The following is a 20,973-nucleotide window of genomic DNA, read 5'->3' on the forward strand; positions in this document are numbered from 1 at the left end:
TGGTTTAGATGGATACCGGCCTGAACTCGCGGGACGGTGACCCTGCGTCCCACATCCGCTGGAAGCTCTCGCTCAGGAGCTTTGCCCGTCCTCCGCTGGCGAGTTGGGCAAATCCGGTTGCTTGATCAAAGCCATGTCGGTACAGGACGGCCTGGCCGTCAATCACCAAGTACGGGTTGTCGTCAAACGGGTAGTCCGCGTTAACAAGGCGGAGTTCAATCTTGCTGGGCACCCGCTTCATCAGTTCGATGATCTGATGGCGTTTCTTGACTAGTGGCTTGTCGTCATGGATCAGCAGCCGAACTTCGCTGAGCCGGTGCCGCCGGGCCAGCGCTGACAGAATTTCCCGGAACCGGAAGCGGTCATACAGGTCGTGCTCAAGATTCTGGTCGTAGAGCCAGAGCTTTTGTGAGGCCTGGTTGGCGAGTGTGTCCGTAAGGGCGATCAGCTCTGCTTCGCCTTCGAACAGCCAGCTCTCCATATCCTTGCCTAGAACCAATGGTGCCGCCCGCGTATCCAGTTGGGGCAATACCAGGCTGGGGGCCAGGCAGCGCATATCAACATGGGGGATGCCCGCATCGTCGTAGGGTGCTGAGCAGACGTGAAACCCGTTGCTTTCGTAAAACGGGACCGCATGGAGCTGTGCAGACAGGTACAGGTCCTGAAATTGAGGCACCGCATCGTCCATCATTCTTCGCAGCAGCTGCGCGCCAACGCCCTGGCCCCGATAGGCTGGCAAGATCGCCATACGGCCGATGTGTGCGGTGTCGGTCACCGACGGGTACATGCGGGACACGCCAACGGGGGTGTTGTCGGGCAGGACGGCAAGATAGTGGTCCGCGATTTCATCGGTGTCGTCCCACTCAAGCTCGGGCGGGACCTTCTGCTCGTCGATGAAAACCTGCTGGCGAATATCCTTGAGTGACTGCGGGGCCAGTTGCCAGCTGTATTTACGGATACGAATGCTCATTCGAAATACAGGCTGCCCTGATTATGGAGCGCCGTAACCAGCTCGGCCAAGGCCGGATCACTCACCAATTCGATCAGTCTGTCGGGATCAGGGATGGCACCCTGGCAGAGAGTGGGGGCGAGCGCCTGGGCATCGCCACGCAGAAGGTAGCGTTCGCCATCCACAAACAGGGCCGTTTCCCCCTGCATCGGGAAGAAGGCGAAACGGGAGCCTTCGTTCCAACGTATCTGTTCCCCATGGTTCAGTTGCGCTACCAGATCGCCCGCTACCAGAGGGTCCTCGGAGGGCTGGATAATTTCCTGGCTTTTGGGGGCGGTGGTGTACTGGCCAAACCAGAAGGTTAACTGGCGCTTGTCGGACACCGCGTTGGTGACAATCCCGGCGAGCTTATCGATCACATCAGGTGTGATGGCTCCCGGGTTGTCCTGAGGCTGGAGATCGGGGTCGGAATAGTGCGCAGAGGCATCGGTCTGGCTGCAGAGGAAATCTGTGAAGCCGGTCAGGATGTCATCAACGGTCGGTGCACGGAATCCGATCGACAGCGTGATGCAGTCGTTCTCGGCAATGCCGTGGTGCCCGACACCGGGCGGCAGATACAGGATGTCGCCAGGTTCAAGGGTGACAGTCTCCTCTCCCTCCCAAGAACTCAGAATGCGAAGAGGCGTGCCGTCCAGGCGAGGGGAGGTGTGATCACAATGACCGCCAAAGGTCCATTGACGTCGGCCCTCGGCCTGAAGCAGGAAGACGTCGTACTGATCGTAGTGTGGGCCGACGCTGCCCCCTTCGGGCGCGTAGCTGGCCATAATATCGTCCAGACGCCAGTTGGGTATGAAGCGGAATCGTTCCAGAATATCTGCTACTTCCGGCACCCAATGGTCAAGCCCTTGTATAAGCAGGGTCCAGTGGGTAGGGGGGAGCGACTGGAACCGGTTCGGCTCGAACGGGCCGTTCTGGAGCTGCCAGGGTCGCCCGTCATCGTTTTCGATGATGATCCGCGACTCGACAGCGTCCTCGCAAGCCAGTCCAGCCAATTCATCGGCAGACACCGGGCATTGATACCCCGGCAGTGCCTGGCGGATGACCAGGGGCTTTTTCTGCCAGTAATCGCGCAGGAATTCCTCAATGGTTAATCCGCCAAGCAGTTCCATGGTCAGATGGCTCCCGCCTGGTCCTTGGCGTTGCCAATGTAGGTGGCAGGGGTCAGGGCGCGCAGTTCTGCCTTGGCTTCTTCGGGGATATCCAGGGTTTCGACGAAATCGAGGATGACTTCCGCCGTCATGGCCTTGCCGCGGGTTAGTGCCTTCAGCTTTTCATACGGCTTTTCAATGTTGTATCGACGCATGACGGTCTGAATGGGTTCCGCCAATACTTCCCAGGCATTGTCCAGATCTTCGTTAAGGCGGCCTGGGTTGATTTCGAGTTTGCCGAGGCCTTTCAGGCTGGCTTCATACGCAATCAGGCTGTGGGCAAAGCCAACGCCGAGATTACGCAAGACCGTGGAGTCGGTGAGGTCACGCTGCCAGCGTGAAATCGGCAGCTTGGCGGAAAGGTGGCCGAACAGTGCATTGGCAATGCCCAGGTTGCCTTCGGAGTTTTCAAAGTCGATGGGGTTGACCTTATGAGGCATGGTGGACGAGCCAACTTCGCCCTCAACAGTCTTCTGCTTGAAGTAGCCGAGGGAAATGTAGCCCCAGATGTCGCGATCGAGGTCAATCAGGATGGTATTGAAGCGAGCGATGGCGTCATAGAGTTCGGCGATGTAATCGTGTGGCTCAATCTGGGTAGTGTACGGGTTCCAGCTCAGCCCCAGGCTTTCGACGAATTCTTTTGCGTTGGTGGCCCAGTCAATGCTCGGGTACGCCGACAGGTGGGCATTGTAGTTACCAACCGCGCCATTGATCTTGCCGAGCAGCTCAACGGATTTGATCTGTTTTAGCTGGCGTTGCAGACGGTGAACGACGTTGGCAAGTTCCTTGCCGACGGTGGTCGGTGAAGCGGTCTGGCCGTGGGTGCGTGACAGCATGGGCTGGCTCGCGTGGGTCTTCGCCAGCTCGGTAATCTTGGCAATCACTGTTTCCATGGCGGGCAACAGGCCTTCGTGCAGGCCTTCGCGCAGCATCAGCGCATGGGACAGGTTGTTGATGTCTTCCGAGGTGCAGGCAAAGTGGACAAACTCGGTGGCGGCATTCAGTTCCGCAACGTCGGCGATCTTTTCCTTGATGAAGTATTCCACCGCCTTGACGTCGTGGTTGGTGGTACGCTCGATGGTTTTGACGCGCTCGGCATCTTCAAGGCTGAAGTCGTTGATGATTGCATCAAGAACCTGGTGAGCTTCTTCAGAGAACGCGGGGACTTCGCTGATTGCGGAGTGATCTGCAAGCTTCTGCAGCCAGCGGATTTCGACGGTCACGCGGTTTCTGATCAGGCCGTATTCACTGAAAATGTTGCGGAAAACGCTAACTTTGCTGCCGTAGCGTCCATCGACCGGTGAAATGGCGGTCAGAGCGTTGAGTTCCATCGAAAACCTCTCAAGTCATCAAAGAAAAAACGGGCCCCATATAATACACCAGGCAGCCCGTGGATTCAGTCGTAAACCGAGCGATTCGCCTGTTCGGCGAGTCTTCTCGCGGTGTTTATCGTTTTGCGGCGGGTAAAGATCAGTTGCCAGCGTCGGCCTCCGGTTTGTCTCCACAGCACTGCGGAGCGGATTCCGGCGAGCAGAAGGGCGCGAATGCGGGCTGCATTTTCATCCACCTTGAGTACGTTAGGGTCGCCCACTACCTGGATGCGTGGTTTCAGGGTGCTGATCGTATCCGAGTAAATTGAGGCCAGGTTGCTCATCAGGTTGCTGTGACTGAAACCAAAGTGGCTCGCCGTGTGACGGGCCTGCTCAATGCGGCTGCCGAGCACGGCCATCATGTCAGGGGTGCGATGAAGCCGGGATTCAAGCTGGATCAGGCTCAGCCCATAACGAAGAATCTCGATATCCTGCTTGCGTCCTTCGTTGCCAAAAACGCTGACAAGGGTTGCAAGCCCCTCGCGCAGGTCTTTAAGTTCCCCGTAAACGTCAAGCGTAGTTCTTGGGTCTGTGATGAACAGGGACTTGATGGTGGTTTCCATGGAGGCGTTGGTGCAACGGCCGGTGTGGGCAATCTGTTGAACCAGTGCAGCGGCCTGGAATACGCCGGCCAGGGCGAGCGCCTGGTCTTCCGGAGAGCGGCTCATGAGGCGCTCTCACCGTCACGCCAGGTATGTTCGATAACACCGCCTCCCAGGCAGATGTCGCCGTCATAGAACACCACTGATTGGCCTGGCGTAACCGCGCGCTGGGGTTCGTCAAACACCACCCGGACACCGTTTCCGTGCTCAAGGAGGGCAACTTCACAATCCTGATCGGGCTGCCGATAACGAGTCTTGGCTTTGCACCGGAACTGTTTCGCGGGTGCCTCACCGGCTACCCAATCGATAGGGCCGCTGGTCAGCCCGCGGGAGAACAACAGTGGGTGCTGCTTGCCCTGAACCGCGACTAGAACGTTACGCCCCAGATCCTTCTCAGCCACGTACCAGGGGTCGTCGTTAAACGCTTTTAATCCCCCGATTCCGAGGCCTTGTCGTTGTCCGATGGTGTGGTACATCAGCCCCTGGTGACGCCCAATAACTTGACCCTCGGGGGTTTCGATATTACCGGGTTGGGCAGGGATATATTGCTTCAGGAAGTCGCGGAATTTGCGTTCGCCAATGAAGCAGATGCCGGTCGAATCTTTCTTGTCATGGGTGATGAAGCCCTGCTCCTCGGCAATCCGACGAACCTCGGGCTTCTCCAGTTCACCAACCGGGAAGAGCGTGCGGGCAATCCGGTCTCCAGACACCGCGTGAAGAAAGTAGCTTTGATCTTTGTTCGGGTCGAGCCCTTTCATCAGTTGGGCTTTCCCGGGGCGGGTCGGGTCAGGCCGCTGGCGGGTGTAATGGCCGGTGGCAATGTAATCGGCGCCCAGAGTGATGGCGTAGTCCAGGAAGGCGCGGAATTTGACCTCTTTGTTGCACAGGATGTCTGGGTTGGGGGTGCGCCCGGCACGGTATTCCGACAGGAAGTGCTCAAACACCCGATCCCAGTATTCGGCAGCGAAACTGGCCGTGTGCAAGGGAATGCCAATGGCATCGGCAACAGCCTGAGCATCCGCCAGGTCGGTCATTGCGGTACAGTACTCGGTACCGTCATCCTCGTCCCAGTTTTTCATGAACAGGCCTTCGACCTGATAGCCCTGGGATTTTAGCAGCCAGGCTGCCACGGAGGAGTCAACACCGCCGGACATGCCGACGATGACGCGGTTATTTTCGTGTACGTTAGTCATTGCTTTGCCGATTGGGATAAAAGCCGGAATTCTACCACTGATAGCGTGTTACGTCTTCGCCTCGGTAATGGCATCAAGGGGAAAGCGTCGGCCATTTCGGTAATCTTCTATGCACTGAAGAACCAGGGGGCTTCGGAGCTTTTCTGGCTGCTGTCGTATTTGATCCAGGGTCAGCCAGTGCGCGGCGATGATGCCATCGTCCAGTTCTTCGGTCAGCTTGCGAATTGCCTGAGCAGAAAAACAGAGCCTGTAATAGGTCACTCCGTTGGAAGGTGCCTTGTAGGTGTATAGGCCAAGGAAGTTTTGCAGCTCGACTTCCCAGCCGGTTTCTTCGAGGGCTTCACGGCGTGCGGCGTCAAGAATCTTTTCGTCTTCCTCAACATGCCCGGCAGGTTGATTCAGTACGACTTTTCCATCGCTGAGTTCTTCTACCAGCAAATAGCGTCCGTTTTGGTCTTCAACAATAACGGCCACGGTGGCGTGTGGGGTCCAGGTCATGGTGAGCGGCGTCTCCGGTTGGGTAGAGTGGATTGCCCGGAATGAGGCTTTCGCTGGGGGCGACGGTGTGGCTGTGCGCTCTTGGATGGTGTCACCGGCATATGCACATTGATTGTTTTGGACTCTCCGGGGGGCAGGTTATCAAGGTGCCATTCGCCGATACGAACCCTGATCAGCCGGAGCGTCGGGAAGCCGACCGCCGCTGTCATACGCCGAACCTGGCGATTCCTGCCTTCTGACAGGGTGAGCTCAAGCCAGGAGGTAGGCTGGTTAGCCCGCTGGCGTATCGGCGGGGTTCTTGGCCAGACATCCGGCTCTTCAAGTCGCTGGGCTTGAGCAGGGCGAGTTGGCCCGTCCTTGAGCTGTACACCCTGGCAAAGGCGGGCCAGTGCTTCGTCGGTAATACGGCCTTCGACCTGAACCCAATACGTCTTTTTCATCTTGTTTGCCGGTGCTGCAATGCGGTGTTGCAGCTTGCCGTCATCGGTCAGCAGGACCAGGCCTTCGGAGTCGTAGTCCAGGCGGCCTGCTGGATAGACGTTGGCCACCTCCACATAGTCTGCCAGAGTGCTCCTTTGCTGGTCGTCAGTGAACTGACACATGACCTGAAAGGGCTTATTAAGCAGGACGAGGGTGGCCATAAGTTCAGAGGTTCTGTTGTTTAACCGAGTAGTGGGGGCGGGGGACAACTATACCCCAGCGATGGCAAGGGGCGAAACAGGGGGGAAGGGGTGTTTGCGCTAGGAGAAGGCTCAGGCTCCTGCAAATGGGTTTGTTCAGGCGCAGGAGCTAGCCCCACAGCAGTGCATGCTGTGTAATCAGTTGACGACTGTTTGCCTGAGGTTCTTTTTCAGGCGTTTACAGCGCGGGGGGGCTGGGCAACATCCGAGTCCTGGGATGATTGCTCATCCTTGCTGCTATCCCCCGATGCTGGTTGGTCAACCGGAACGATATTCACTGCGTGAACACCTTTGTCGCTTGGCTTCTTCTCAAAGGTGACGGCTTGACCTGCTTTCAGGGTCTTGTACCCATCCATTTGCACGGATGAAAAGTGCGCAAACAGGTCATCACTACAACCATCCTCGATAATGAAGCCGTAGCCCTTGGCGTTGTTAAACCACTTTACTTTGCCTGTTGGCATTTTGAACTCCCCTGTTCCGTCATTATCTGCCCGTTATTATTCATTATTGGGCTGATCGTCCGCACCTTCCCTCAGGTTTGTTGGGATACTGGTGACTTCGACGACAGCCGGTCGTGCTTTCGGCAATGTGCAAGCTGACCTGAGTGGCCAGGCAAATGATTTACTCGCTTGCGCTGCCTGAACAAGTGCACTCCAGTTACAAAGGTTACAGGCTGTTACGCAAGTTAACATTGCAAGGGATACTCTCGTCCAAACTTTGGTCATAGTCAATAGTAAAGCGGCTGGAATCACTGGTTGGAGGGTGTTGTTGGGCGTTATGATGTCCGTATTGATAACCTGCTCACGCTGTTTTCTGGTTCAGGCTTGAAAATGGCATAGCGCGAATCCACTTTGTGTTAAGGGCATCGATTTCCGGAAACGAATCATGCGGACTATCCAAAATTCTCTACTAGTATTAAATCAAGGTGATGAGGCTGAACCAGGCCATCAGGATGGCTTGAGTCTCGCACCAGAAAAACCGGCTCTTAAGCGTCCGGCCCGTTTTCGGGTTGTACTGCTGAATGATGATTACACCCCCATGGACTTTGTGGTGGATGTACTGATGAAATTCTTCGGAATGAACGAAGAAAAGGCGACGCAGGTAATGCTGCTCGTCCATACTCAGGGAAAAGCCGTGTGTGGGGTGTATACCCGCGACATAGCAGAAACCAAAGCTGCACAGGTGAACCAGTATTCCTCGGAATGCGAACATCCGCTGCTTTGCGAGATTGAACGTGCGGACTGATAGACGTTGGAGTGGCCCATGCTGAGCAAAGATCTTGAGAATACGCTGAATACGGCCTTTAAAAACGCGCGTGACAAGCGCCACGAGTTCATGACCGTGGAGCATTTGCTGCTTGCCTTGCTGGACAACGACTCGGCGATAAGCGTGCTGAAGGCATGTGGTGCAGACCTGCAACAACTGCAGGATGAGCTGATTGAATTTGTTGACTCAACCACGCCACTGATTCCCAGTAGCGACAATGAGCGGGAAACCCAGCCGACACTGGGGTTCCAACGAGTACTGCAGCGGGCGGTATTCCATGTACAGTCTTCCGGCAAGAAGGAAGTGACTGGCGCTAATGTGCTGGTGGCGATCTTCAGTGAGCAGGAAAGCCAGGCGGTGTACGTGCTCAAGAAGCAGAACATTGCCCGTATTGATGTGGTGAATTTTGTCTCCCACGGCATATCCCGGGTTCAGGGGGCTGAAGATCAGGAGGGTGCGGATCAGGCTCCCCATGAGGAGAGTACAGAGGAAGGTTCCTCTAACCGGCCTCTGGAAAGCTATGCGACCAATCTGAATGAGTTGGCTCGTCAGGGTCGTATCGACCCATTGATCGGTCGCGAACACGAGGTTGAGCGGGTGGTTCAGATCCTCGTGCGCCGCCGCAAGAACAACCCTCTGCTAGTAGGTGAGGCCGGCGTTGGCAAAACCGCCATCGCCGAGGGTCTGGCCCGTCGGATTGTTGATGGTCAGGTGCCGGAAATTATCTCGGACGCCGTGGTCTACTCCCTCGATTTGGGGGCCTTGCTTGCAGGTACTAAATACCGCGGTGATTTCGAGAAGCGCCTGAAAGGCTTGTTGGCTGAGCTGAAGAAAGAAAAGCACGCAATTCTGTTTATCGACGAGATTCACACCATCATTGGTGCAGGGTCAGCGTCCGGTGGCGTGATGGATGCTTCCAACTTGCTCAAGCCGATGCTCAGTTCCGGAGAGATGCGCTGCATTGGTTCAACGACGTTCTCGGAATTCCGCGGCATCTTCGAGAAGGACAGTGCGCTGGCGCGTCGATTCCAGAAGATTGATGTCAATGAGCCGAGCGTTGAAGATACCTATCAGATCCTGAAAGGGCTGAAACCTCATTTCGAGAAGCATCACGACCTCAAATATACCGATAAAGCCCTTCGTACCGCAGCGGAGTTGGCGGATCGTTACATCAGCGACCGACATCTTCCGGACAAGGCGATTGATGTGATTGACGAAGCCGGTGCCCGTCAACGACTGCAGCCGGCGGCCAAGCGCAAGAAAGTGATTGGCGTTTCGGCAATTGAGGATGTGGTGGCAACCATCGCCCGTATCCCGCCCAAGAATGTGTCTACCAGTGATAAAGACTTGCTGAGGAATCTTGAGCGAGACCTGAAGATGGTGGTGTTCGGCCAGGATAAAGCCATCGAATCCCTGTCGACGGCCATCAAGCTCGCCCGTGCCGGCCTTAAGGCGCCTGAGAAGCCAGAGGGTGCGTTCCTGTTTGCCGGACCAACGGGTGTGGGTAAGACCGAGGTGACTCGCCAGCTGGCCAAGGTTCTTGGAATTGAGTTGGTTCGGTTTGACATGTCTGAGTACATGGAGCGTCATACGGTCTCCCGGTTGATTGGCGCGCCTCCCGGCTACGTTGGCTATGACCAGGGTGGTCTGCTGACGGAAGCGGTCAATAAGCATCCTCATTGCGTACTATTGCTGGATGAAATTGAAAAGGCGCACCCGGAAGTCTTTAACTTGTTGTTGCAGGTGATGGATCACGGCACGCTGACTGATAACAACGGGCGCAAGGCTGACTTCCGTCATGTGATTCTCGTTATGACCACTAACGCCGGGGCTGAGAGCATGGCCCGCCGCTCCATTGGCTTTAGCGAGCAGGACCATAGCACCGATGGAATGGAAGTCATCAGCAAGACGTTCACGCCAGAGTTCCGGAACCGGCTCGACAGCATTATCCAGTTTGGTGATCTGGATAAACACACAATCACTCACGTGGTTGATAAGTTCCTTACCGAGCTTCAGGCACAGCTGGATGAAAAGCACGTGGTGCTGCACGTCGATGAGGACGCCAAAGGTTGGCTGGCAGAGAAAGGCTATGATGTCACCATGGGCGCCCGTCCGATGGCCCGCCTGATTCAGGATAAGATCAAACGGCCGCTGGCGGAGCAAATCCTGTTTGGCGACCTATCCGATCATGGTGGGGAAGTGACCATCCGGCTTGAAGGTGAAGAGTTGGTGTTCGAGTATGAGAACGAGCCTGCTGAAGCCATCTAGGTCTGAGGTCTGACTTCCTCGACTCTGGATCGCGGGAGCTGTAATTAAAGCCACACCTGAACGGTGTGGCTTTTTTTTGGCAAATTTTTGCCCAGTCAGCGTGGTACCTGGGTTTTTCCTGTCAATTTCTTCTTCCCTGTTATCTGCCATCTTAGGCACCAGACCTGAAAGCCTTTAGGGTGTCATGGACTCCCAACGGGTTCTGGACAAGTAAAAACTATAAGAAGAGAGGGTTCGTATGCGGTTATTCCTTACCAGTATTGCAGTTCTCGTGTTGGGCGCAGTTTCATTGGTGGTTCGGGCTGAAGAGCGGCAAGAGTTCTGCGTATTCGATGTGGCCGGGGCGAGCGGCTTTGTATACCAGGCATTCCAGACATACCAGCGGCAGGCTATCGCGGAAGGCGTGCGCCTGCACATGCAGCCATATAATGATGAAGATCAGGTGGTTGAAGACTTCCTTGCTGGCCAATGTGATCTTATTGCTGTAACTGATATGGGGGCTCGGAAATTTAATGGCTTTACCGGCTCTATCAGCGCCATAGGAGCCATTCCCCGCTATGAGGACCTAAAGGTTCTGATGTATATCCTGGCGAGCCCTAGGGTTGCCGATCAACTGGAATCCGATGGTTATCAGGTCATGGGGGTTGCACCTATGGGCGCGGCCTACCTGTTTGTTAATGACCGTGAGATCAATCATGTTGAAGCCCTGCAAGGCAAACGGATTACAGTGTTTGAGGGGCATGACGATGCACAACATATGATTCGGTTCGTTGGCGCGGAGCCGGTTGAGGCCAAGATTACGAACTTTGCTCAGCTGTTTAATAATGGTGATGCTGATATCAGCTACGCCCCGGGGGCTGCTTACGAGGTCTTGGAAATGTTTCGCGGTATGGGAGACAGAGGTGGGATTGTTCGCTACCCGGTGGGGCAGGTGACGGTCCAGCTCATTGCCCGAACAGGCACCTTTGAGGATGGGTTTGTGCGGAAATCCCGAAATCTGGTCTCCCGTATGTACCCTGAGGTCATGCGGCTGATTCGACAGTTTGAGGAATCTATTCCTGAAGAGCGCTGGGTGGATATCTCACCGGAAGCGATGCGTGGCTATCAAGAAATGCTGCGCGGGGTTCGCGTTGAGATGCAGGCTTCGGAAGATCGTGAGGCCGGAGCGATTGCCTACAACGAGGACATGATGACGATTCTTAGAAAAGTTCGTTGCTATACCAACCCGGGCGCGCAGGAGTGCTCCTCGGAAGACCGGGAATAGGGGGGGCTGGACGGGCGCTGATATCAAAAAAGCCCTGGCTGCAACGAGTGTGAGGCAGCCGGGGCTTTCAGATGTCTGAGGCGGGTATTAGCGAGCGCGGTATACGATACGGCCTTTGCTCAAATCGTAGGGCGTGAGCTCAACTTTCACTTTGTCGCCGGTCAGGATACGGATGTAGTTTTTGCGCATCTTACCGGAGATGTGAGCAGTAACCACGTGGCCGTTACTCAGCTCGACCCGGAACATGGTGTTGGGAAGGGTGTCAATAATAACGCCTTCCATTTCAATGACATCTGTCTTCGCCATTCAGTAGGAACCTCGTTTGAGATGGACTTTCCGTAATTTGAAGTTGCGCAATTCTGCCTGAATTATAGTCGTTTGGCAAAACAAGCGGATGACGGGGTAGGGGAAGAGCTCATCAATCCAACCCCAGAACTTGCCAACGCCCATCCACCAGTGCCTCGATAGGGTGAAAGCGCGTCTTGTAGTTCATTTTACGGCAGGCCTTGATCCAATACCCCAGATACAGATAAAGCGAGCCCCGTCGGCGCACCTCTTCTATTTGCCAAAGCACGGCAAAGGTACCGAGGCTTCGTTTATCTTCATCGGGATCAAAAACGGTATAGATGGCAGATAGGCCGTCTTCCAGGGCATCGACAACTGCCAGGCCAATCAGTCGATGTGCACTTCGGATTTCCAGGAACCAGGTGTCGGTTGCGCCTTCAACAAGGAACGAGGTGAATTGCTCGCGCGACGGTGGGTACATGTCACCATCAGAATGACGCTGGACAATATAGCGTTCATAAAGGTCGTAATACTCTTCCGAAAAGCGGCCGGGCACCAGCTTGCAGGTCAGGTCTGCGTTTTTCCGGAGCACTCTTTTCTGGTTGCGATCGTACCGGAAGTGCTCGGTATCGATGCGGACTGGGATGCAGGCCGTACAGGCCTCACAGTGTGGGCGGTAATAGTGGGAGCCACTTCGACGAAAACCCAGGCTGGTCAGCTGGCTGTAGAGCCGTTTGTTGATGTCCGCCCGGGGATCCACAAACATCGTTGTGGCCTCACGGTCTGCCAGGTAACTGCAGTCGTGGGGGGGAGTCGCGAAGAACGCCAGGGTCTTAAGGTTGGTCATTCACACCTCCGGCCCCGGCCATCGCCACTGGAAATTCCAGCTCTTCTGGGCGGGAGTTCGGTCGATACATGCCCTTAGTATAGATAAAAACTCTGACCTTGGAATCGATCTGGCTCCCATCGACAGCAAGTGGGGACTCTCCACCTGACAGTCCAGCACCTCATAGCCCCAGGCTTTTAGCTGGCGCGCCAGGTGGACCATCAGCACTTTGGATGCGTTGGTTTCGAGGGAAAACATGGATTCGCCAAAGAAGCAGCAGCCTATGGCGATGCCATACATGCCGCCAACCAATTGACCACGTTGGTTCCAGGCTTCAATGGAGTGGGCGATGCCTAGCTGGTGGAGGTCCAGATAGGCCTCCTTCATCTCCTGGGTAATCCAGGTGCCTTCCTTACGGCTTTCGCCGCAGATGCGAATGACATCGTCAAACGCCTGATCGGCAGTGATGCGAAAGTAAGCCTGATTCAGAGTTCGGCGCAGGCTTCGGGAGATATGAACCTCGTCTGGAAACAGCACGCACCGGGGGTCAGGGGACCACCAGAGGATGGGTTGGTCATCGCTGTACCAGGGGAAAATGCCACTTCGATAGGCCAGCGCCAGACGTTTGGGCGACAGGTCGCCGCCAAGAGCGAGCAAACCGTCGGGATCCGTCAGTGCCTGTTCAACCGGCGGGAACCAGAGCTGGTCGGCATCGAGCCAGGGTAGGGAGGTCATGGGGTCCGTCTTACTCGCTGGCTAGCGAAGGGCATGGCAGTTTGCCCTCCGCGTTGCCAGTCCGTTAAACGTTAGTCCTGCTGGTCCAGGTAGCGTTCGGCGTCCAGTGCGGCCATGCAACCAAAGCCGGCAGACGTCACGGCTTGACGGTACACGTGATCGGCAACGTCTCCCGCCGCGAAAACACCGGGAATGCTGGTTTCTGTCGCCATGCCTTCAAGCCCGGAACGGATTTTCAGATAACCATCCTGCATGTCGAGCTGGCCGGCAAACAGGTCAGTATTGGGCTTGTGGCCGATAGCGATGAAAACACCGGCAAGTTCAACGTCTTCGGTGGAGCCATCCTGTGTGCTTTTGATACGCATACCGGTAACGCCGGTTTCGTCGCCCAGCACTTCGTCAAGGGTGTGGTTCCAGACGATTCGGATGTTGCCGTTTTTCTCTTTCTCGAACAGTTTGTCCTGCAGGATCTTTTCAGCGCGCAGGCTGTCGCGACGGTGCACCAGGGTGACTTCGTCAGCAATGTTGGACAGATAGAGTGCTTCCTCAACGGCCGTGTTGCCACCGCCGATCACCGCGACTTTCTGTTTGCGGTAGAAAAATCCGTCGCAGGTTGCGCAGGCGGAGACGCCTTTGCCTTTAAAGGCTTCTTCCGATTCCAGCCCCAGGTACATGGCGGATGCGCCTGTTGCAATGATCAGCGCATCGCAGGTGTACTCTCCGCTGTCGCCCTTGAGGCGGAACGGACGGTTCTGAAGGTCGGCTTCGTTAATGGTGTCGTAGACAATCTTGGTTTCGAAACGCTCGGCATGCTTGAGCATCCGCTGCATCAGCTCTGGCCCCTGAACACCGTCGTTATCGCCAGGCCAGTTGTCAACGTCGGTAGTCGTGGTGAGCTGACCGCCGACTTCAATGCCAGTGATCAGTGTCGGGTTCAGGTTTGCACGGGCGGCGTAGATTGCTGCGGTGTAACCGGCCGGGCCGGAGCCCAGGATGATCAGGCGGGAGTGTTTGCTTTCAGTCATGGTGCGTCTCTCGATACGTGTCTCGGTTAATCATCGGTCCAACGGAGGTGCCCTTGAACCGATAGGCCGGTCGTTGCTGAAATTCAATTCCAGACATAGGGCCTTTGACAAAAATTTAAAGGGTGTGGAAGCCTAACATGTCAGCCCGGGTTTGGGGGCATGGAGATCATAGAACCTGACTATAGGGTTCATAACACCTCACTGAATGACCGCAACCTTGGCAAGCAGCTGGCGGACCCGATCAATGCCATTGCCGGATTCACCCTGATCCAATCGATGGCCAGCCACTGCCGGAAACACGGCTTTAATGTCGTCTGGCAGCACATGGTGCCGGCCCGCCATTAACGCCCAGGCCCGCGCGGCGCGAACCAGCCCAAGGCCAGCCCTGGGGGATAAACCGTAAAGCAACCCTGGCATCCGGCGACTTTCTTCCAACAGGCGCTGCACGTAGTCAAGCAGTGCGGGGCTGGTGGTTACCCGTTCGACGCCGGCCTGCAGGGTTTTGAGGTCCTGTTCTGACAGGCTGGGTTGCAGGCGTTCCGTCAAGCTCCGGCGGTCTTCTCCCTCAAGCAATTCACGTTCTGCGCGAGGGTCGGGGTAACCCAGCTGCAATCGCATCAGGAACCGGTCGAGCTGTGACTCAGGGAGGGGGTAGGTGCCGCCCTGTTCCACTGGGTTTTGCGTAGCAATGACAAAAAACGGCAACGGTAGAGGGCGTGTTTCACCCTCAATAGAAACCTGCCGCTCTTCCATGGCCTCGAGCAGGGCGCTTTGAGTCCTGGGGGATGCGCGATTGATCTCGTCAGCCAGCACCACCTGCGCGAAGATCGGGCCGGGGTGGAAGATCAGCGAGCCTGCTTCCTTGTCGTACATGGAAAAGCCCAGGACATCGGCTGGCAACAGGTCGTTGGTAAACTGGATGCGTTGGTAGCTCAGGCCCGTCACCTTCGCCAAGGCGTGAGACAGGGTGGTTTTACCCATGCCGGGTATGTCTTCGATCAGCAGGTGACCACGGGCAAGAAGGCCGCAGACGGCCAGTCGAACCTGTTGTTCCTTGCCAAGCAAGACTTGATTGAGCTGGTCAACGACGTCATCGATCAGTTTCTTCATCGAGTCTTAGTCCCGCACTCGCTTCAGGATGTCGCCATAGGCATCGATACGACGGTCCCTCAGGTACGGCCAGATTCGGCGGACCGACTCGCTGCGCTGGGTGTCAATATCAGCTACCAGAACCTGCTCGGTGGTGTCGTCCGCCCGTGCAAGGAATTCGCCTTGAGGGCCGCAGATGAAGCTGTTGCCCCAGAAGCGTATGCCGTCACTGCTGCCACTGGGGTCCGGCTCGGTTCCGATCCGGTTGGGAGCAATGACCGGCAGGTTGTTGGCAACCGCGTGGCCACGCTGGACGGTAACCCAGGCTTCCAGTTGGCGTGACCGTTCGGCCTCGTCGTCGTTCATGTCCCAGCCAATGGCGGTTGGGTAGATCAGCATATCAGCGCCTGCCAGTGCCATCAGTCGCGCAGCTTCCGGATACCACTGGTCCCAGCACACCAGTACCCCCAGTTTGCCCACGGAGGTCTGGATGGGTGAGAACCCGCTGGCCCCGTCATTAAAGGTGGCATCGCCCGGTGTGAAGTAGAACTTCTCATAGAAGCCTGGGTCATCGGGAATGTGCATTTTCCGGTAGATACCCACCAGGCTGCCGTCGCGCTCAAACACCACGGCGGTGTTGTGGTAGACACCGTTCATCCGTCGCTCGAAGATGGAGCCAACCAGAACAATGCCCAGCTCACCGGCGATCTGGGACAGGCGGTTGCTGGTGGGCCCTGGAATGGGCTCTGCCAACTCGAAAATCGAGGTATCTTCGGTCTGGCAAAAATACTGCGTTGCATGCAGTTCTTGTAGCACGACCAGCTGCGCACCCTCTTGGGCAGCCTGGCGGATAAGGCGTTCACTGGTTGCCAGGCTTTCCTGTTTGTCAGGGGTGCAGTGTTGTTGAATGGCAACGACCCGAAGTGGAGAAGACATTGTCATTGATAATTACTCCGCAGGAATCTGCATGGTGACGCAGTGCAGGCTGCCGTGTTGCTTGATCAGAGGGCGGCATTGGATAGGAATGATATCCCGCCCCGGGAAGAGCGACGCGAGAGCCTCAACGGCTTCCCCATCTTGCGGCACGTCATACACCGGTAGTAGAACCGCACCGTTAATGATCAGGAAGTTGGCGTAAGTGGCGGGAAGCCGTTCGCCGTCTTCATCATGGATTGCGTCTGGCCATGGAAGTGCGGTCAGTTGGTAGGGCTTGCCGTTCACCTGGCGGAAATTGCGCAGCTCGTCCTCCATGGCTTTTAGCGCCGGGAAGTGCTCGTCCTCCGGGTCTGGACAAGCGACGTAGCAAATGGTGTCAGGCGAGCACAAGCGGGCCAGGGTATCAATGTGGCTGTCGGTGTCATCACCGGCCAAATACCCATGGTTCAGCCAGAGGAAGTGGTTTGCACCAAGCAGTTCTGATAGAGCCGATTCGATACCAGTTCGATCCAGCGCCGGGTTGCGGGTTGGTGTCAGCAGGCACTCGCTGGTGGTCAGAATCGTTCCTTGTCCGTCAGATTCAATCGAGCCGCCCTCAAGGATCAGATCTACCTCCGTCAGGGGAAGGGAGCCAAAGCCTCCGGTCTCAGACAGTTTTTGGTTGATCTGGTTGTCCTTTTCAAAGGCAAACTTGCCGCCCCAGGCGTTGAACCTGAAGTCAAGCAGCGACAGCCCTTCCGGCGATCGAACAGCAATGGGACCGTGGTCCCTGGCCCAGGTGTCGTTGGCAGGGGCTTGTATGACCCGGACGGAAGAAGGCAGGTTGTTGTCTTCGATATAGCGCTCGAATATTTCCGTTAGCGAGGCGACCTTGGCGCTGTCTTCGCAGCTGATGATCAGGCCTTCGTGTCGAAGTACCGCCTTGGCAATGTCGAAAAACACCGGCTCGACCTCCTCAAGGATGTCTCGCCAATCGGTTCCGGCGTGGGGCCAGGTCAGCATGACTGACGTTTGGCGCTCCCATTCGGCAGGCATTACGGAAGTAGAGCTCAAGTCGCAACCACCTTACTGTCTGAAGTCGATGACGAACGCGGCGGATAGGGTTATCCACGACGTCCAAAGGCTGCCATTCTAACGGCTCTCAGGGTTGGCGTCAGGATGTCAGGAGCCGTTTTTTGTTACCGATAGGTATACGGTTTCCGACGATCTGTAACCCTGTTATCGATTGGGCTTCATTACCGTATGGATAACTTTGTCGCCCTCAAAATAGACAGTGAACCGTGAGTAGTCCCATGTGGTGATCGGAGGTTGGCCAACGGGACCGTTCATGCTGTTGGGGTTTCCAAGACGGGTTCTGACGGTTTGTTGGGTCTGGCCATTTCTCGGCAGGTCCTGGGCCGCAGTGCGGTCTGCCTGGTCCATGACCGGTACGGCCAGTTCTTCAGCCTGGGTTGCACTGGAAAACCCCAGAACCAGGGTGGTAGTGATCGCGATCAGACCAGACGATGCCTTCTTGTACATGGGGTCTTTACTCCTGAGTGATTGATCTCGTGATGATTATGGTACTACTTCTGTCGTTGCCGAATCTGCCATCGCATCACATGCCGTGCGATTTGTTGGCGGTCACTGTCATGAATGCTGATGAATTCGCCGTGAGCCCAGTAACTGCCGTCGTCCAGTGCACGACATTCAACAATCTGTACGATGCCCTCAGGGCGGAACAGTTCCGGAGGAAGTGTCATACGGACGGCAACGTGATCACCAACCTGAACCTTACCGTCTAATGACGTAAAGGCAATGCCTCCTTCGCTTAACGTAACTTCCTGCCACTGCTCCGGTTGCAACGGATTTTGTTCAAAGGCCATAATGCGCGCCAGGATGTCCAGCTTGCCATTCAGGGACTTGATGAGCGTGGTCATCAAGCGATCCCTTTCAGCCAGGCTGGCAAGGTGCACCTTGATGTCCTGATCCAGTCGTCGTAATTCTGTCCTGAGGTCGTCAAGATGGTTGCCATTGAACGGGCTGTTGTGGCCGTTAGCGTCCGGAGCCAGTTTGCGGATCTCAAGGCCAATCCTGTCCTTGATTCGAAAGTAGTCGCGCCGGTCTATGGTTGCACCTGGTGACGGCTCTGCGGGCATGGTGCGCTCCGTAATGAATGCATTTTTTGTTATGTTACACAAGTTTAGCAGCTTCTTGGCGGTCTGTGAGCCGGCAGAAGAAACCAATCATCAGGTGTAAGCAGGCCTCACCACATGTTCAGACCCCTGTCCCTCTATGTTGGGCTCCGGTACACAGCCGCCAAACGGCGAAATCACTTCATTTCCTTCATTTCCATGACCTCGATGATCGGGCTGATGCTGGGCGTTGCCGTCCTGATTATTGTGCTTTCGGTTATGAATGGTTTTGACCGCGAACTCAAGCAGCGAATCCTTGGCATGGTGCCGCATGCGGTGATCCGGGGTGCCAATGACGTGCTGGACGACTGGCAGGCGGTCGACCGGGCGGTCACTGAAAATCAACACGTCCTGGCGGCGGCCCCGTTTGTTCAGGGGCAGGGTATGGTGACCGGGAACGGAAATGTCCGGGGGGTAGCACTGAACGGCATCATCCCTGATCAGGAGCGCGACGTTTCAATCATTGAAAACCATATGGTGGAAGGTTCACTGGACGACCTGCGCAGTGGCGAGTTTGGCATCATTGTGGGGCGCATGCTTGCGGTGAGCCTTCGGCTTCAGGTCGGCGACCGGGTAACGGTGGTTCTGCCGGAAGCCTCAATTACTCCGGCTGGCGTGTTGCCACGGCTAAAGCGCTTCACGGTGAAGGGTATTTTCAGTGTTGGTGCAGAGCTTGACGGTAACTATACGCTGATCCACATGGACGATGCCGCCAAGCTGATGCGCACCGAGGGGCGGGCCCAGGGGGTTCGTTTGCTGGTCGATGACCTGTTCCGGGCGCCTCTGGTGGCGGAAGAGGCCGCTTTGGCTCTGGGGGGGAGGTATTTCGTCTCCGATTGGACCCGGTCCCATGGCAACCTCTTTCAGGCGATCCGGATGGAAAAGACCATGATTGGTCTGCTTCTGATGTTTATCGTTGCTGTCGCTGCATTCAACATTGTGTCCACTCTGGTCATGGTGGTGACGGACAAAACGTCCGATATCGCGATCCTTCGTACCATGGGGGCCACACCGGGCCGTATTATGCGGATTTTCATTATCCAGGGTGCGGTTATCGGTATTGTGGGTACGCTCGTTGGCACTTTGCTGGGGGTCTTGGGGGCGTACAACATCAGCGGGTTTATAAGCTGGCTTGAGGCCTTCCTTGGCCACAAGTTCCTCAACGCCGAGGTTTACTTCATCAGCTACCTGCCATCCCAGTTGCAGTGGGCGGATGTTGCCATCATTAGCGGTGCGGGTCTGGCGATGAGTTTGCTGGCGACCATCTATCCCGCGTGGCGGGCCTCTCGGGTCGAGCCAGCGGAAGCCTTGCGCTATGAATAAGGGAGCAGTCATGAACGCAGATGTACCGGTTATTCACTGCAGCGGCATTACCCGGACCTACAGCGAAGGCCCTGCTGAGCTGACGATTTTCTCCGACATTTCGCTCACCGTAACTGCCGGTGAGGCTGTCGCCATCGTCGGTAGTAGTGGTGCCGGCAAAACCACCTTACTGAACCTGTTGGGTGGGCTGGATCGCCCATCCTCTGGGCACATTGCTATTTGTGGAGAAGACATTCACCGAATGAGCGAGGCGGGTAGGGCTCGCTTTCGCAATCGCCACCTGGGGTTTGTCTATCAATTCCATCACTTGCTGCCCGAGTTTTCAGCGCTCGAAAACGTGATGATGCCCTGTGCCCTCGGTGGAATGGCTGTGAAGACTGCGGCAGAAAAAGCCGGGTCACTGCTTGATCGTGTTGGGCTGAAAAGCCGCCTGGCGCACAAGCCGGGTGAGCTGTCCGGGGGCGAGCGTCAACGTGTCGCGATTGCGCGGGCGCTGGTCAATGAACCTGACTGTGTTCTGATGGATGAGCCGACGGGTAATCTGGATGAGCAGACAGCGGATGGTGTGCGAGCGCTGATTGAATCGCTGCGGGATCAGTTGGGTATTGCGTTTGTCATGGTGACCCATGATATGAGAATGGCTCGAAGCCTCGGGCGTGTTCTGCGCCTGGAGCAGGGTACCCTGGTTGAGGAAGCAACTCCGGATCTGGTGTAAGCCCGCCGGAGTTCAGCTTTTCTCTTGCTGAAGACGGCGTACGCGCCGTTCTTCCCAGCTCGCTCTCACCCGCCGCCGCCACAGGTACTGGATAACCAGGTAGCAGGTGCAGCTGGATATCGTTGCGATAATCAGTGAGCCAAAGTAAAGCGGGATGCCAATGTCGACCAGGCTTTCCTTGATCCAGCCAATGGATAGTTCGAACTGGTAATCCTTGACGGGGTGGTTCAGTAGCCAGGCGCCAACCTTATAGTTGAAGTAGAACATCGGCGGCATGGTCAGTGGATTGCTGATCCAAACCAGCGCTACGGAAAGCGGCAGGTTTGCGTTCAACCAGATGGCACAGAGCGCGGCAATCACCATCTGGAATGGCATCGGGATGAAGCACATGAAAATACCGATCAGAAAGGCGCGGGCAATCCCGTGGCGGTTGATGTGCCAGAGATTGGGTTCATGAAGGATGTCACCAAGAAAATGCAACGCCCTGATCGACCGTATTTTTTCCGGCGTGGGCATATAGCGCTTCATGAACTTCTTCGGCATCTGGAAGTTCTGCCTGTTCCTGTA

Annotated in this window: 23 protein-coding genes; 5 read left to right on the top strand and 18 right to left on the bottom strand. The window is 56.1% G+C overall.

From position 1 onward, the window contains the following. Positions 1-4: 4 nt before the first annotated feature. From BMZ67_RS13535 to cspD, 8 genes are all read right to left on the bottom strand, one after another. Positions 5-970, bottom strand: coding sequence for a GNAT family N-acetyltransferase (locus BMZ67_RS13535; RefSeq protein ID WP_092023546.1), 966 nt, complete (start codon positions 968-970; stop codon positions 5-7). Then, a complete protein-coding gene (locus BMZ67_RS13540) occupies positions 967-2,118 on the bottom strand; it encodes a cupin domain-containing protein (RefSeq protein WP_092023548.1) in 1,152 nt (383 codons plus the stop codon). Before BMZ67_RS13540 ends, BMZ67_RS13535 begins: the two co-directional genes overlap by 4 nt. A 2-nt stretch (positions 2,119-2,120) precedes the next feature. After that, positions 2,121-3,488 (bottom strand): adenylosuccinate lyase, encoded by a 1,368-nt coding sequence (gene purB / locus BMZ67_RS13545; protein ID WP_092023550.1) that lies wholly within the window; start codon positions 3,486-3,488, stop codon positions 2,121-2,123. A 65-nt stretch (positions 3,489-3,553) separates the two neighbouring features. Next, on the bottom strand, positions 3,554-4,195 hold the full coding sequence (gene hflD / locus BMZ67_RS13550; protein ID WP_092023552.1) for a high frequency lysogenization protein HflD: 642 nt from the start codon (positions 4,193-4,195) through the stop codon (positions 3,554-3,556). Then, positions 4,192-5,322 (bottom strand): tRNA 2-thiouridine(34) synthase MnmA, encoded by a 1,131-nt coding sequence (gene mnmA / locus BMZ67_RS13555; protein ID WP_092023554.1) that lies wholly within the window; start codon positions 5,320-5,322, stop codon positions 4,192-4,194. Before mnmA ends, hflD begins: the two co-directional genes overlap by 4 nt. A 48-nt stretch (positions 5,323-5,370) precedes the next feature. After that, positions 5,371-5,820: an NUDIX hydrolase gene (locus BMZ67_RS13560; RefSeq protein ID WP_092023556.1), complete on the bottom strand. Its 450-nt coding sequence runs from the start codon at positions 5,818-5,820 to the stop codon at positions 5,371-5,373. Beyond that, positions 5,817-6,461, bottom strand: a complete 645-nt coding sequence (locus tag BMZ67_RS13565; RefSeq protein WP_092023558.1) for a pseudouridine synthase — start codon at positions 6,459-6,461, stop codon at positions 5,817-5,819. Before BMZ67_RS13565 ends, BMZ67_RS13560 begins: the two co-directional genes overlap by 4 nt. Positions 6,462-6,670: 209 nt before the next feature. Then, on the bottom strand, positions 6,671-6,961 hold the full coding sequence (gene cspD / locus BMZ67_RS18780) for a cold shock domain-containing protein CspD (RefSeq protein ID WP_092023560.1): 291 nt from the start codon (positions 6,959-6,961) through the stop codon (positions 6,671-6,673). A 424-nt stretch (positions 6,962-7,385) separates the two neighbouring features. Here cspD and clpS point away from each other — a divergent pair, with 424 nt between their 5' ends. The 3 genes from clpS to BMZ67_RS13585 all read left to right on the top strand — a co-directional run bounded on the left by clpS (position 7,386) and on the right by BMZ67_RS13585 (position 11,298). After that, entirely contained in the window at positions 7,386-7,745 is a 360-nt protein-coding gene (clpS, locus tag BMZ67_RS13575; protein ID WP_092023562.1) for an ATP-dependent Clp protease adapter ClpS, read from the top strand. 18 nt (positions 7,746-7,763) lie between these two features. Then, positions 7,764-10,034 (top strand): ATP-dependent Clp protease ATP-binding subunit ClpA, encoded by a 2,271-nt coding sequence (gene clpA, locus BMZ67_RS13580; protein WP_092023565.1) that lies wholly within the window; start codon positions 7,764-7,766, stop codon positions 10,032-10,034. A 238-nt stretch (positions 10,035-10,272) separates the two neighbouring features. Further along, on the top strand, positions 10,273-11,298 hold the full coding sequence (locus tag BMZ67_RS13585; RefSeq protein WP_245749983.1) for a putative solute-binding protein: 1,026 nt from the start codon (positions 10,273-10,275) through the stop codon (positions 11,296-11,298). 87 nt (positions 11,299-11,385) lie between these two features. Here the strand turns inward: BMZ67_RS13585 and infA are convergent, their stop codons facing one another. From infA to BMZ67_RS13630, 9 genes are all read right to left on the bottom strand, one after another. Beyond that, positions 11,386-11,604, bottom strand: coding sequence for a translation initiation factor IF-1 (gene infA / locus BMZ67_RS13590; protein WP_007350942.1), 219 nt, complete (start codon positions 11,602-11,604; stop codon positions 11,386-11,388). 112 nt (positions 11,605-11,716) lie between these two features. Then, on the bottom strand, positions 11,717-12,430 hold the full coding sequence (locus BMZ67_RS13595) for an arginyltransferase (protein ID WP_092023567.1): 714 nt from the start codon (positions 12,428-12,430) through the stop codon (positions 11,717-11,719). Then, positions 12,431-13,144 carry a leucyl/phenylalanyl-tRNA--protein transferase gene (aat, locus tag BMZ67_RS13600; protein ID WP_092023569.1) on the bottom strand — a complete coding sequence of 238 codons (714 nt, stop codon included), beginning with the start codon at positions 13,142-13,144 and terminating at the stop codon, positions 12,431-12,433. Positions 13,145-13,215: 71 nt separating this feature from the next. After that, a complete protein-coding gene (trxB, locus tag BMZ67_RS13605; protein ID WP_092023571.1) occupies positions 13,216-14,169 on the bottom strand; it encodes a thioredoxin-disulfide reductase in 954 nt (317 codons plus the stop codon). 198 nt (positions 14,170-14,367) lie between these two features. Then, the gene (locus tag BMZ67_RS13610) at positions 14,368-15,279 is read right to left on the bottom strand and encodes an AAA family ATPase (RefSeq protein ID WP_092023573.1); all 912 of its coding nucleotides are present in this window, start codon (positions 15,277-15,279) and stop codon (positions 14,368-14,370) included. A 6-nt stretch (positions 15,280-15,285) separates the two neighbouring features. Beyond that, a complete protein-coding gene (locus tag BMZ67_RS13615) occupies positions 15,286-16,194 on the bottom strand; it encodes a carbon-nitrogen hydrolase (RefSeq protein ID WP_092024139.1) in 909 nt (302 codons plus the stop codon). Positions 16,195-16,206: 12 nt separating this feature from the next. Next, positions 16,207-17,229, bottom strand: a complete 1,023-nt coding sequence (locus BMZ67_RS13620) for an agmatine deiminase family protein (RefSeq protein ID WP_092023575.1) — start codon at positions 17,227-17,229, stop codon at positions 16,207-16,209. Between the two features lie 183 nt (positions 17,230-17,412). Then, on the bottom strand, positions 17,413-17,715 hold the full coding sequence (locus tag BMZ67_RS13625; protein ID WP_092023577.1) for a hypothetical protein: 303 nt from the start codon (positions 17,713-17,715) through the stop codon (positions 17,413-17,415). 44 nt (positions 17,716-17,759) lie between these two features. Beyond that, entirely contained in the window at positions 17,760-18,332 is a 573-nt protein-coding gene (locus BMZ67_RS13630; RefSeq protein ID WP_092023579.1) for a PilZ domain-containing protein, read from the bottom strand. Between the two features lie 114 nt (positions 18,333-18,446). On the opposite strand from BMZ67_RS13630, the gene BMZ67_RS13635 reads away from it, so the two are divergent. Next, complete coding sequence (locus BMZ67_RS13635) at positions 18,447-19,691, top strand: lipoprotein-releasing ABC transporter permease subunit (RefSeq protein WP_092023581.1); 1,245 nt, start codon at positions 18,447-18,449, stop codon at positions 19,689-19,691. A gap of 10 nt (positions 19,692-19,701) precedes the next feature. After that, positions 19,702-20,406, top strand: a complete 705-nt coding sequence (locus BMZ67_RS13640; RefSeq protein ID WP_092023583.1) for an ABC transporter ATP-binding protein — start codon at positions 19,702-19,704, stop codon at positions 20,404-20,406. A gap of 12 nt (positions 20,407-20,418) precedes the next feature. On the opposite strand, the gene BMZ67_RS13645 is transcribed toward BMZ67_RS13640, so the two are convergent. Then, on the bottom strand, positions 20,419-20,949 hold the full coding sequence (locus BMZ67_RS13645) for a DUF2062 domain-containing protein (RefSeq protein ID WP_092023585.1): 531 nt from the start codon (positions 20,947-20,949) through the stop codon (positions 20,419-20,421). Positions 20,950-20,973: the final 24 nt, after the last annotated feature.

The sequence above is a fragment of the Marinobacter zhejiangensis genome, assembly GCF_900114775.1.
GTDB classification, from domain to species: Bacteria; Pseudomonadota; Gammaproteobacteria; order Pseudomonadales; family Oleiphilaceae; genus Marinobacter; species Marinobacter zhejiangensis.